Below are 12,409 nucleotides of genomic sequence, written 5' to 3'. Positions count from 1 at the left end.
TCAGTCGGGCAGCCGGCCCAGTTCGTCGAGGTGCCGCAGCCCCGGCGTGGACGCGATGACCTGGGTGAAGCTGACCTTCTCGCTGGCGGCGGTGAGCGCGGCGAGCACGGCCAGCACGCCGGCGCGGCCCAGCGGCCCGGTACGCGCGGCCAGGCTCACGCCCAGCAGCGCACCGAGCGCGTTCGCGCCGCTGTCCCCGACCATCACCCGTTCGCCCAGGTCGTCCCCGACCAGCGCGGCCGACGCGCCCACCGCGCCCGCCGCGATGCCGCCGTGCGGGCCGGTGGTCAGCGGCGCGCCGAGCAGCATGCCGGACTTCAGCGCCCGGCCGGGCCGCAGGTCGAGCAGGTTTACCAGGTTGGCGGTGCCGGCCACCACGCCGGCGCCGAGCAGCACGTCGAGCCCGCGGCCGACCGCCCCGGCGCGCCGGCGGCGCGGGTGCGCGGCGACCCGCCGGTCGGCGGCGAGCAGCGCCGCGGCGGCGAGCCCGGCCACGCCGACCCCGGCGACCTTCACCAGCCCGGCGGTGACCTGGCCCTCGCGCAGCGCGGCGAGGTGCCCGGCGAAGCCCTTGGCGGCCTTCTGCTCGGGGCGTGCGCCGACCACGTCGTCGTAGAGGCCGACCGCGCCCGCACCGAGTCCGGCGACGAGCGCGGCGGCGCCGGCCGGTGCGCTGCCGGCGCCCAGCGCGCCGCCGGTCGCCGCGCCCACGGCGAGGGCCGGACCGGCGGCCAGGGTCACCGTGCGGCCCCGGTAGTTGGTGCGCTCCAGCGCCGGCCCGCCCGGCGACGTGCGCGTCTGGCGCAGCGTGTAGCGGGCGGCCAGCACCCCCGCGCCCACGGCGAGCAGCCGACCCAGTCTCACGGGACCTCCTCGATCCGGACTTCGAACGCGACGCGGCACGGACCGGGCGGCCCGAGCGGTCACCGGGGCAGTGTAGGCACCCGGGAGGCGGCGTTGTCGCCCACGCCGTACTGGCCGGTCTTCTTCTCGGTGAGCTGCTGCGCCAGGGCGAGGCTGGTGGCCAGCTGGCCCTGCACGGTGTTGGCGTTGTCGACGGTGGAGATGGTCTGCGACAGCACCGGGTCGCCGCGGACCACGGAGACCAGGTTCCCGCCGGTCGAGCCCATGCCGGCGACCACCAGCGCGCCGGCCCGGTCGAACTCCACGGCGATCTTCACCACCGACTCGTCCTTCTTGGCCGAGTCCTTGTCCACGTACGGCTGGCCGGTGACCATCACGACCGCCTCGGCGGCGGTGGAGATCTTGTCCGCCGGGGTGAGGTAGCCGGCGGTGGCGTACTGCTCCAGCACCGTGCGCCGGTCGGTCTCGCTGGCCGCCGGGGTGCCCGCGGGACGGTCGACCAGGACGTTCGCCAGCAGCGCGCTCGAGGTCTCCACGCCGTGCCCGTTGCCGGGCAGGTTGATGGCGGGGGACGTGTTCGGCCGGGCGGTGACCGCCAGTTCCAGCAGGTTGTTGTTGCTGTCCGGGTTGACGAACTTGTCCTGCACGTCGATGCGGCCGGTGACGTCCGCGCCGGCGGTCTGCAGCATCTTCACCACGCCCTCGGCCTGGTCGCGGCCGCTGGGCAGGGTGAGCACCAGCACCCGACGGCCGGTCAGCTTGCCGGGCAGGACGAGCTGGGCCACCTCGGCGGCGAAGTCCTCCTCGGTCTCCAGCTGCTTCTGCATGCTGTTGACCGACTGGCGCATCAGCGAGTTGTCCTTGCGCAGGCCGTTGACGTTCTCCCGGAGCGAGTCGGCGACCGGCCCGTTGAGGGCGGCCGTGCCGACCACCAGGCCGATCGCCAGCGCCAGGAACACCGCGGTCAGGGACACCACGTGGTAGCGAAAGTTGATCACGCTTGCAGCCTCTTGATCGTCGGGGGAGCTAGAAGAGCTGGCCGAGCTGGAACACGAAATTGTCCCACCATTCGGAGACCACGCCCAAATACGCCTTCCCGACGGTGGAGACCGCCACCGCGGAGGCCATCGCGGCCACCGCCGACAGGACCAGCAGCAGCAGCGACGAACCGGAGATGCTCTGCCGGTAGAGCCGGCTGACGCCCTTGGCGTCGACCAGCTTGCCGCCCACCTTCAGCCGGGTCAGGAACGTCGACGCCATGCCGCCGCGCCCCTTGTCCAGGAACTCCACCAGGGTGGCGTGGGTGCCGACGGCCACCAGCAGCGACGCGCCCTTCTCGTCGGCCAGCAGCATGGCGAGATCCTCGCTGGTGGCCGCCGCCGGGAACGTGATCGCCGGTACGCCGAGCCCGTTGACCCGGGCCAGGCCGGGCGCCCGCCCGTCCGGGTAGGCGTGCACGATCACCTCGGCGCCGCAGCGCAGCACGTCGTCGGTGACCGAGTCCATGTCCCCGATGATCATGTCCGGGGTGTAGCCCGCCTCGACCAGCGCGTCGGCCCCGCCGTCGACGCCGATCAGCACCGGCTTGAACTCCCGGATGTACGGGCGCAGCACGTCCAGGTCGGCCTTGTAGTCGTAGCCGCGCACCACGATCAGGCAGTGCCGGCCCTGGACCTGGGTCTGGATCTCCGGCACGCCGACGCCGTCGAGCAGCAGGTCACGTTCCTGCCGCAGGTAGTCCATCGTGTTGGCGGCGAACGCCTCCAACTGCACCGACAGGCCCTCCCGGGCGTCGGCCATCGACTTGGCCACGGTCTCGGCGTCCTGCAACGTGCCGTGCGCGACCGGCTCCTCGCCGACGAACACGGTGTTGCCCTCGATGCGGACCCGGTCACCCTCGCGGACCTGCTCGAAGACGCTCTCGCCGAGATCGTCCAGCAGCGGGATGCCGGCCGAGATCAGCACCTCCGGGCCGAGGTTGGGATAGCGGCCGGAGACCGACGGCTTGGCGTTGAGCACCGCCGCCACACCCACCGCGACGAGCGAGTCGGCCGCCACCCGGTCCAGGTCGACGTGGTCGATGACCGCGATGTCGCCGGGGCGCAGCCGCCCGACCAGCCGTTTCGTCCGGCGGTCGAGGCGCGCGGTGCCGACGATGGAGCCCGGCTCCGGGTTCCGGCTCCGGCGCAGTATGGGTAGACGCATCGTGACCATCCTGGCATGTGAGGCAGGTTTTGCTGTCGCGACATGCCTGAGCAGGGCCGCCTACCCAGGGAAGCACACCGGAACCCGCGCCGGTGTGCTTGCGCTCACAATCGGGGTATCACGGACGCCTTTCCTTGGCCGCCACGGCCAGGAGCTCCTCGGCATGGGCGATACCCAGATCCGAGTCCGGCAAACCGGCGAGCATCCGGGCCAGTTCCCGGGCGCGCTCGGTGTCCTCCACCACGCGCACCCCGCTCGTGGTGACCGCTCCCCCGGTGTCCTTGGCCACCACCAGGTGCCGGTCGGCGAACGCGGCGACCTGCGGCAGGTGGGTGACCACGAGCACCTGATGACTGCGGGCCAGCCGGGCCAGCCGGCGGCCGATCTCCACCGCGGCCTGACCGCCGACACCCGCGTCGACCTCGTCGAACACCAGCGTGGGCGGGCCGCCGGAACCGGCGAAGACCACCTCGATGGCGAGCATCACCCGGGACAGCTCGCCGCCGGAGGCGCCCTTCTGCAACGGCAGCGCCGGCGCGCCCGGGTGGGCCAGCAGCCGCAGCTCCACCTCGTCGGCGCCGTCCGCGCCGACGCCGGTCTCGACGCCGTTGACCGGCAGGCTCGGCTCGGACCGGCCCGCCGGACGCGGCAGCACCGCCACCTCGATCCGGGCGTGCGGCATGGCCAGCCCGGCCAGCTCGACGGTGACCTCCTCGGCGAAGCGGACCGCGGCCTCCCGCCGGGACGCCGACACCCGGCCGGCGAGGTCGGCCACCTCACCGGCGAGCCGGGTGGCCTCGCGGTCCAGCTCGTCCAGCAGCTCGTCGGAGGTGTCCAGATCGGACAGCCGCGTGCGGGCCCGCTCGGCCCACGCCACCACGCCGTCGACGTCGTCGGCGTACTTGCGGGTGAGCCCGCGCAACGCGGCCCGCCGCTCGTAGACGGTCTGCAGGCGGGCCGGGTCGGCGTCCAGCGCGGCCAGGTAGGTGGACAGCTCCGCGGCCACGTCGGTGACCAGCGTGGCGGCCTCCTCCAGCCGGGCCGCCAGCTCGCCCAGCGCCGGGTCGGTGCCGGCCTGCGCCTCCAGCGTGCGCCGCGCGGTGCCCAGCAGCGCCGCCGCGTCCGGCGTGTCGTCGGCCGCCTCGACGCCGCCGGCCACGCACTGCTGCGCCACCTGCGCGGCGGTACGCAGCCCCTCGGCGTGCTCCAGCCGCTGCGCCTCCGCCTTCAGCTCGTCGTCCTCCCCCGGCTGCGGATCGACCCGGGTGATCTCGTCCAGGCCCAGCCGCAGCAGGTCGGCCTCCTGGTTGCGTTCGCGCGCGTTGCGCCGCCGGTCGGCCAGGTCGTCGACGACCGTGCGCCACCGGGCGTACGTCTCGCGCAGCGCGTCGAGCAGCTTCTCGTGCTCCGGCCCGGCGAACCGGTCGAGCGAGGCGCGCTGCTCGGCCGGGCGCAGCAGCCGCAGCTGGTCGGACTGGCCGTGCACGGCCAGCACCTGCTCGCCGACCTCACCGAGCGTGGACACCGGCATGGCCCGCCCGCCCAGGTGCGCGCGGGAACGCCCCTCGATGGTCACGGTGCGGCTGAGCAGCAGCGAGCCGTCCTCGTCGGGCTCACCACCGGCGTCGAGGATGCGGGCGTGCACCGACTCGGCCACCCGCCCACCGAGGCGCAGCCGGCCCTCCACCACGGCGCGGCCCGGCTGGGCGCGCACCCGGCCGGCGTCGGCGCGGCCGCCGAAGAGCAGGCCGAGGCCGGTCACCACCATGGTCTTGCCGGCGCCGGTCTCGCCGGTGATGACGTTCATCCCCGCGGCCAGCGGCAGCGTGGTGTCCTCGATGACGCCCAGTCCGGTGATGCGCAGCTCTTCCAGCACAGCACCCGACAGTAGCCCCGCCGTGTGACAGTTGACCAGCCGGCAGGTCGAGCCGCGGGCACCCGACCCCGGACGAGGAAGAGCTCCACCGCAGCCCGGTACGGGCGGACACGGCCCGGGCCGGTGAGTTCGCGCAGCGGCTGGGCCGCCGACCGGCCGTGGTGGACGGTCGCACCGCGACCTGCCCACTGGTGCACGGCGGCCGGCCGACCTGATGCCGCCGCACCGGCGACATGTCGCCAGGTGGACACGAGCGCAGCGCGGTAGAGGGCCGGGACGCCGGAGATCGCGTCGCCCAGCTCGCGCGCCGCCGCTTCCTCCGGCGGCGGCTGCACGACCTGTCCGCCCGACCGGGGTCGACACCCGATCGGGCGCGGCGCGCCGGTCCGCCCGCCGCGGCCGGCTACGACACTCCGGCGTCCCGACCGTCGCGGCCCCGACCACCCCCTGGCCGAGCCCGCGACATCCGGGCCACGCATCCGGAAGCGGCGGGCCTCACCGCCGCACCCGGACTCACCTCATCGCGGCCCGTACGCTCACCGTAACGTGCGCGGCGGCCCGGACCGGTGGTCCGAACGGAGGTTTCCGCTGATCCGTCGGTCAGCGACGGTTGCCCCGCCAGCCCTGGACGGGCAGGTCGAACTTGGCCACCAGCCGGTCGGTGAACGGACGCGCCCGCAACCGCACGATGCGCACCGGCAACGTGCCCCGGCGCACCGTGACCCGGGCGCCCGGCGGCAGGTCGTAGACACGCCGGCCGTCGCAGCAGAGCACCGCGAGGGTGGTGAACGGGTCGACGGTGATGACGAACGTCGACGTCGGCGCGGTCACCAGCGGGCGGCTGAACAGCGCGTGCGCGCTGATCGGCACCAGCAGCAGCGCCTCCACCTCGGGCCAGACCACCGGCCCGCCGCCGGAGAACGCGTACGCGGTGGAGCCGGTCGGGGTCGCGCAGATCACGCCGTCGCAGCCGTACCGGGACAGCGGCCGGCCGTCCACGTCGACGAGCAGCTCCAGCATCTGGGCGCGCTCGCCCTTCTCCACGCTGATCTCGTTGAGCGCCCACGACTCGATGGTCGGCCCGCCCTCGAACTCGGCGGTGACGTCCAGCGTGAGCCGTTCGTCCACGCTGTAGTTACGCTCGACCACGTCACGTACCGCGGTGTCCAGGTCGTCGATCTCCGCCTCGGCGAGGAAGCCGACCTTGCCGAGGTTGATGCCCAGCAGCGGGACCTTCGCCGGACGGGCCAGCTCGGCCGCGCGCAGGAACGTGCCGTCCCCGCCGAGCGCGAAGACGATCTCGGCGCCCTCGGCCGCCTCCGGGCCGGTCACCGGCACCACACCGGGCAGGTCCAGGTCGTCGGCCTCCTCGGCCACCACCCGCACCTCGAAACCGGCGGCGATCAGGTCGGCGGCCACCGCGCGCGCGTGCTCGGTGCTGCGTCGACGGCCGGTGTGCGTCACCAGCAGCGCGGTGCGGCTCACCCGGACACCTCCTCGGTCGTGGCCGCCGTGGTGGCGGCGCCCTGCGGGCCGGCGGCCACCACCGCGCGGACCCGCTCCGGGTCCGCGGCGGGCGCGTCCCCGCGCAACCATACGAAGAACTCGACGTTGCCGCTCGGCCCGGGCAGCGGGCTGGCCGCCACTCCGGCCAGGCCCAGGCCGAGCCCGGCGGCCGCCGCGGCCACGTCGAGCACCGCCTCGGCGCGCAGCGCCGGATCGCGGACCACGCCGCCGGCGCCGACGCGCTCCTTGCCGACCTCGAACTGCGGCTTGACCATCAGCGCCAGGTCGCCGCCGGGGCCGGTGCACGCGGCCAGCGCCGGCAGCACCAGACGCAGCGAGATGAACGACAGGTCGGCCACCGTCAGGTCGACCGGACCGCCGATCGCCTCCGGCGTGAGCGTACGCACGTTCGTACGCTCGAACACCCGCACCCGCTCGTCGGTGCGCAGCGACCAGGCGAGCTGCCCGTAGCCGACGTCCACGGCGACCACCTCGGCCGCGCCGCCGCGCAGCAGCACGTCGGTGAACCCGCCAGTCGACGCGCCCGCGTCCAGGCAGCGCCGGCCGGTGACGGTCAGCCCGCCGGGGGCGAACGCGGCGAGCGCGCCGGCCAGCTTGTGGCCGCCCCGGGAGACGTACTCGTCGGCCGGGTCCTCTCCGGTCACCAGCAGCGGATCGGCCGGGTCGACCATCGCCGCGGGCTTGCGTGCCCGCACTCCGCGCAGCTGGACGCGACCGGCCTCCACGAGCGCGGCGGCCTGTTCCCGGGAGCGGGCCAGCCCGCGCCGGACCAGTTCGGCGTCCAGCCGGGTACGACGAGCCATCAGGTGTGTCTCCGCCTCTGCTCAGGCCTGGTCGATGGTGGCGAGGGTCTCGCGCAGCGTCTCGTACGCCGCCTCGTACTGGGCGATCTGGTCGGCCGGGGCGAGCGCCTCGGCGTTGGCCATGCCGAGCACCGCGGCGTCCACCGCCGGGTGCCGCGCCTCGCCGACCTCCTCGGCCGGCGCGGGGCGTACCCCCGGGGGTGGTCCGGGCCGCGGGCCCGGCGGCGGACCGGGCCGCGGCGCGGTCACGAGCCGGCCGCCCGGCGGCCGGTGGCCTTCTTCGCCGGCCGGGCGGGCGCGGCGGGCGAGCCGTCGGCGGGGGTACGGGCCATGGTGGCGGGCGGCTTCTTCGCGATCGCCTTCTTGGCCACCGTCTTCTTCGCCACCGCCTTCGTCGGCGCCGTTGCCGCGGACTCGGCGGTCGGCGGCACGGTCTCGCCGGACGGCGCGGTGGCGGTCCCGGCCGGTGCGGCGGCGGGCTCGGACGATCCGGCGGGCGGCGTCTCGCCGGGCCCGAGGTTGCCGCGCGCCTCGCGCAGCTGCCGCTCCAGGTCGTGCACCCGGCGGGTCAGCTCGGCGACCTCGTCGGCGGTGGCCAGCCCGACCGCGCCCAGCGCCCGGTCCACCTCGAAGCGGACCAGCTTGGTCAGCGACTCCCGGTTCGCCAGGCCGGTGGCCACCAGCTCCTCGGCGAGCGTCTGGATCTGGGCGGCGGTCGCGCCACCCTGACCGACGACGCGCATGACCGCGTCCTGTGCCTTCTTCCGGGGCGCCTCCGTCAGGCCCATGGCCAGCTCGAGGTAGGCGCGCCACGCGTCCTGCATGCCTGAGTCCTTCCGCGGGGCGAGGTGTGCAGGTGCCACGCTACCGGGCACCCCGGACGCCCCATTGCGGTACGGTGCCGGGAAACGGCGTGGTTCGTGGTGAGGAGACGATGTGGCCAGCGTGGACGAGTGCCGGCAGGCGTTGCAGGACCTGGCCGCGCGGCTGGACCGCAACGCCGAGGCGCAGGGACGCATCGACCTGGACCGCACGCTGGCCTGCCGGATCACCGATCTCGGCACCGCGTTCCACGGGCGGCTGGAGGGCGGGCGGCTGGTCGACCTGGCCGACGGCGACGACCCGAAGGCGAAGATCGCGCTGAGCACCGGCAGTGACGACCTGGTCGCGCTGGTGAACGGCCGGCTCGACGTGATGTCGGCGGTCGCGTCCCGGCGGGTCTCGATCAAGGCGAACCCGTTCGACCTGATGAAGCTCCGCAAGCTGCTCTAGCCGGTCCACCGCGACCGCGCCGCCGTCGGGGTGCTTCGCCGCTCAGCCGTCGAGGCCGAACGCGGCGAGCGCCTCCGCCGCCGCCGGGGACTGCGCCCGCACGCGCGGCCCGGCCGACGCCGACCAGGCCACCGCGCAGAGCGCGGCGAGCGCCTCCAGCGGCGGTCCCGCGCCGTCGAGCACGAGGTCCGCGCCGGCTTCCGCCACCGACCAGCCGCCGGCGGTCGCCCGGCCCGGCACCGCCACCACCGCGTCCGGGTCGAAGAGCCCCGCCAGGTCGAACGAGACGTACGCGGGGCGGCGCTCCTCGGGCGCGGCCAGCAGCTCGGCGGCGTCGCTGACCCCGGTGAGCACCAGCAGGCTGTCCAGCCCGGCCCGGCGGGCGCCCTCGATGTCGGTGTCCAGCCGGTCCCCCACCACGAGCGTGCGCCCGGCCCCGGCCCGGCGCGCGGCGGTGGTGAACAGCGCCGGCTCCGGCTTGCCCACCACCACGTCGGGGTCGCGGCCCAGCGCGGTACGCAGCACCGCGACCAGCGAGCCGTTGCCCGGCAGCGGGCCGCGCGGGCTGGGCAGGGTGCGGTCGGTGTTCGTGGCGTACCACGGCGCGCCCGCGCGTACCGCCAGGGACGCCTCGGCCAGGTCGGACCAGCCGACCTGCGGACCGTAGCCCTGGGCCACGGCGGCGGGCTCCTCGTCGACGGTGGACACCGGCCGCAGGCCGACCGCGCGCAGCTCGGCCCGCAGCGCCTCCGCGCCGACCACGAGCACCGGCGCGCCCTCGGGCAGCCGGTCCCGGAGCAGCTCGGCGGTGGCCGCCGCGGAGGTGAGCACCTCCGCCGGCTGCGCCGGGACGCCCATGCCGGTGAGCAGGTCGGCGACCTCGCTGGAGCGCCGGGAGGCGTTGTTCGTCGCGTACGCGACGGCGCGCCCCTCGGCGTGCAGCCGGCCGACCGCCTCGACCGCGCCCGGGATGGGCCGGTCGATCAGGTAGATGACGCCGTCCAGGTCGAAGACGACAAGCGAGTACGCGTCGACCAGCCGGCCGGCCGCTCCGGCGCGGACGGGTCGCCCCTGGTCCGCGCCGGTAGCGGTGTCCCCGCCGTACCCGGTCACCGGCGCTCCGCCGCCTCGCCCTCGCCGGACGCGGCGTCGCCCGGTGCGGGCCGGTCGGCGTCGGCCTTGTCGGCCGGGGTGACGTCGGTGGCGTCCGCAGCCGCGACGGTGCTGCCCGGCGTGGCGGTGTCCGCGGTCGACGTGGCGGTGTCCTCGGACGTCGTGGCGGCGGTCGGGGCGCCGGTGGCGAGCGAGCCGGCCTCGGCGTCGGTCAGCTCGTCGTCGGTCAGGTCGCCCGCGTCACGGTCCCGGTAGCCGGCCCGTGCCGCGTCGCCGCCGGTGCCCGACACGACGTCGTCGCTAAGCCGCGCGTCGTCCTCACGGTCGTCGTCATCGTCATCATCGTCATCATCGTCGTCATCGTCATCGTCGTCGTCATCGTCATCGTCGTGGTCATCGTCATCGTCGTCGTCGGCCGACGCCTCGGACGTGTCCGCGTCGTCCTCGGGCTCGTCGTCGCCCTCGATGACCACGCCGTCCAGCTCCAGCAGCCGCTCGGCGGCGTCGGTCTCCCCCTCGGAGTCGACGTCGGCGGCCCGGGAGAACCACTCCCGCGCCTCCTCGCGCCGGTCCACCGCCAGCAGCGCGTCCGCGTACGCGTAACGCAGTCGCGCCGCCCACGGCTCGGTCGAGTCGCCGGTCAGTTCGCGGACCTGAAGCATCGCCACGGCCGCGTCCTTCTGCCCGAGGTCGCCGCGCGCGCCGGCGGCCACGATGAGCAGTTCGATCGCGACGGCCTGGTCGAGCTTGTCCCGGTCGGCGCCGCGGAACAGGTCGATCGCCCGCTCCGGCCGGCCCAGCGCCCGCTCGCAGTCGGCCAGCACGGCCAGGTGGCTCTGCAGACCGCTCATCCGGTGGTACGTCCGCAGCTCGGCAATGGCCGTCTGCCACTCACCGGCGTGGTACGCGGCCAGTCCGACGGCCTCCCGCACGGCGGCGATCCGCGACGCGAGCCGGCGGGCCGCCATGGCGTGCGCCAGCGCCAGCGTCGGGTCCTCGTCGATCAGCAGCCCGGTCGCGACCAGGTGCCGGGCAACCGTCTCCGCAACCGGCTTGGCGAGGGAGAGCAGTTCCGCCCGGACAGCCGAGTCGAGGTCGCTCGCGACGACCTCGTCCGGCAACTCCGGCGCCTCACCGGTACGCCCTTCGCCGCGCTCGTCCCGGCGCTCCCGCTGCGGACCGAAGTTGCCACGGCGGTCGTCGCCGCCCGGCCGGTCACCGTAGCCACGGCGCTCACCGTCCCGCTCGCCCCGGAAGCCGCCCGGCCGACGGTCGTCACGACGGTCGTCGCGGCGGAAGCCACCCTCACGGCGCTCGCCGCCGCGGAAGCCGCCCTCGCGGCGCTCGCCGCCGGCGTAGCTCTCCCGACGGTCGCCACCCTGGTGGCCGCCTTCGCGGCGGTCGCCACCGCGGAAACCGCCCTCACGACGCTCGCCGCCTTCGCGACGGTCCCCGCCCCGGAAGCCACCCTCACGGTCGCCACCGCGGAAACCGCCCTCACGACGCTCGCCGCCCTCACGACGGTCACCACCACGGAAGCCACCCTCACGGTCTCCACCACGGAAACCGCCCTCACGGCGCTCACCACCGCGGAAGCCGCCTTCACGACGCTCGCCGCCCCGGAAACCGCCCTCGCGACGCTCTCCGCCGCGGAAACCGCCGTCACGGTCACCGCTCCGGAAGCCACCCTCACGACGGTCACCACCGCGGAAACCGCCGTCACGGTCACCGCTCCGGAAGCCACCCTCACGACGGTCACCGCCGCGGAAACCGCCCTCGCGGTCGCCACCGCGGAAGCCACCCTCACGACGCTCGCCACCGCGGAAACCGCCTTCCCGACGGTCACCGCCGGCGAAGCCACCCTCACGGCGCTCTCCGCCGCGGAAGCCGCCGTCACGGTCGCCGCCCCGGAAGCCGCCTTCACGACGGTCACCACCGCGGAAACCGCCGTCACGACGGTCACCGCCGGCGAAGCCACCCTCACGGCGGTCACCGCCGCGGTAGCCGCCGTCGCGGGTGCCGGCCTCACGGCGGTCGCCGCCCCGGAAGCCGCCCTCGCGACGCTCACCGCCCCGGAAGCCGCCGTCACGGGCACCACCTTCACGGCGGTCGCCACCGCGGAAGCCACCCTCACGGCGGTCACCACCACGGAAGCCACCCTCACGGCGGTCGCCGCCACGGGCGCCACTGTCACGGTCGCCGCCCCGGAACCCGCCTTCGCGACGGTCGCCGCCCGGACGGCTTCCGCTCCGGAAGCCACCCTCACGGTCGCCACCACGGAAACCGCCCTCGCGACGCTCACCACCGCCGAACCCGCCTTCACGACGGTCGCCACCGCGGAAACCGCCCTCGCGATCGCCACTGCGGAAGCCGCCCTCGCGGCGGTCACCACCGCGGAAGCCACCTTCACGGCGGTCACCACCACGGAAGCCACCCTCACGGCGGTCACCACCACGGAAGCCACCCTCGCGACGGTCGCCACCACGGGCGCCACTGTCACGGTCACCACCGCGGAAGCCGCCCGGGCGGTCGTCGCGGCCACCCCGGTACGAGGGACGGTCATCGCGACGGCCGTCGCGGCCGGCGTCACCACGCCCCTGGCCACGGTCGGCGCGATCCTCGTAACGACGGGGGCGGTCCCCGCCCTGGGGTCCTGAGCTCACAGGTACATCCTTCCTGATGGCGTTTCCGCCGAGAACGCTAACGCAGTCGAGGGCCGCCCCTGCTGGGGCGGCCCTCGACTGGAAGA

At 75.2% G+C, this 12,409-nt stretch carries 12 protein-coding genes; 2 read left to right on the top strand and 10 right to left on the bottom strand.

Going from position 1 to position 12,409, the window contains the following annotated elements:
* The 8 genes from HA073_RS28260 to HA073_RS28225 form a co-directional block, all read right to left on the bottom strand.
* Window positions 1–864, bottom strand: a complete 864-nt coding sequence (locus tag HA073_RS28260) for a hypothetical protein (RefSeq protein ID WP_166457682.1) — start codon at window positions 862–864, stop codon at window positions 1–3.
* A 59-nt stretch (window positions 865–923) separates the two neighbouring features.
* A complete protein-coding gene (locus HA073_RS28255; RefSeq protein WP_069089175.1) occupies window positions 924–1,862 on the bottom strand; it encodes a copper transporter in 939 nt (312 codons plus the stop codon).
* Window positions 1,863–1,890: 28 nt separating this feature from the next.
* Entirely contained in the window at window positions 1,891–3,069 is a 1,179-nt protein-coding gene (gene steA / locus HA073_RS28250) for a putative cytokinetic ring protein SteA (RefSeq protein ID WP_043330324.1), read from the bottom strand.
* Between the two features lie 118 nt (window positions 3,070–3,187).
* Entirely contained in the window at window positions 3,188–4,945 is a 1,758-nt protein-coding gene (gene recN, locus HA073_RS28245; protein WP_043324899.1) for a DNA repair protein RecN, read from the bottom strand.
* Between the two features lie 600 nt (window positions 4,946–5,545).
* Entirely contained in the window at window positions 5,546–6,430 is an 885-nt protein-coding gene (locus tag HA073_RS28240; RefSeq protein WP_043324900.1) for an NAD kinase, read from the bottom strand.
* The gene (locus tag HA073_RS28235) at window positions 6,427–7,275 is read right to left on the bottom strand and encodes a TlyA family RNA methyltransferase (RefSeq protein WP_104115246.1); all 849 of its coding nucleotides are present in this window, start codon (window positions 7,273–7,275) and stop codon (window positions 6,427–6,429) included. Before HA073_RS28235 ends, HA073_RS28240 begins: the two co-directional genes overlap by 4 nt.
* A 21-nt stretch (window positions 7,276–7,296) precedes the next feature.
* Window positions 7,297–7,524, bottom strand: a complete 228-nt coding sequence (locus HA073_RS28230) for a hypothetical protein (RefSeq protein WP_030502668.1) — start codon at window positions 7,522–7,524, stop codon at window positions 7,297–7,299.
* Entirely contained in the window at window positions 7,521–8,099 is a 579-nt protein-coding gene (locus tag HA073_RS28225) for a phasin family protein (protein WP_166457681.1), read from the bottom strand. Before HA073_RS28225 ends, HA073_RS28230 begins: the two co-directional genes overlap by 4 nt.
* A gap of 112 nt (window positions 8,100–8,211) precedes the next feature.
* Here HA073_RS28225 and HA073_RS28220 point away from each other — a divergent pair, with 112 nt between their 5' ends.
* The gene (locus HA073_RS28220) at window positions 8,212–8,547 is read left to right on the top strand and encodes an SCP2 sterol-binding domain-containing protein (RefSeq protein WP_043324901.1); all 336 of its coding nucleotides are present in this window, start codon (window positions 8,212–8,214) and stop codon (window positions 8,545–8,547) included.
* A 42-nt stretch (window positions 8,548–8,589) separates the two neighbouring features.
* On the opposite strand, the gene HA073_RS28215 is transcribed toward HA073_RS28220, so the two are convergent.
* Window positions 8,590–9,585: an HAD-IIA family hydrolase gene (locus HA073_RS28215; protein WP_176722855.1), complete on the bottom strand. Its 996-nt coding sequence runs from the start codon at window positions 9,583–9,585 to the stop codon at window positions 8,590–8,592.
* Between the two features lie 71 nt (window positions 9,586–9,656).
* The gene (locus HA073_RS30800) at window positions 9,657–10,685 is read right to left on the bottom strand and encodes a Replicase polyprotein 1ab (protein ID WP_240926008.1); all 1,029 of its coding nucleotides are present in this window, start codon (window positions 10,683–10,685) and stop codon (window positions 9,657–9,659) included.
* On the opposite strand from HA073_RS30800, the gene HA073_RS28205 reads away from it, so the two are divergent.
* Window positions 10,686–12,317: a hypothetical protein gene (locus HA073_RS28205; protein ID WP_166457680.1), complete on the top strand. Its 1,632-nt coding sequence runs from the start codon at window positions 10,686–10,688 to the stop codon at window positions 12,315–12,317. It abuts the gene before it with no gap.
* Window positions 12,318–12,409 lie beyond the last annotated feature (92 nt).

Origin of the sequence: Micromonospora sp. CMU55-4 (assembly GCF_011602315.1) — a bacterium.
GTDB classification, from domain to species: Bacteria; Actinomycetota; Actinomycetes; order Mycobacteriales; family Micromonosporaceae; genus Micromonospora; species Micromonospora chalcea.
Note: the sequence above shows the minus strand (reverse complement) of the source record. Positions and strands in the feature narration are given on the sequence as shown.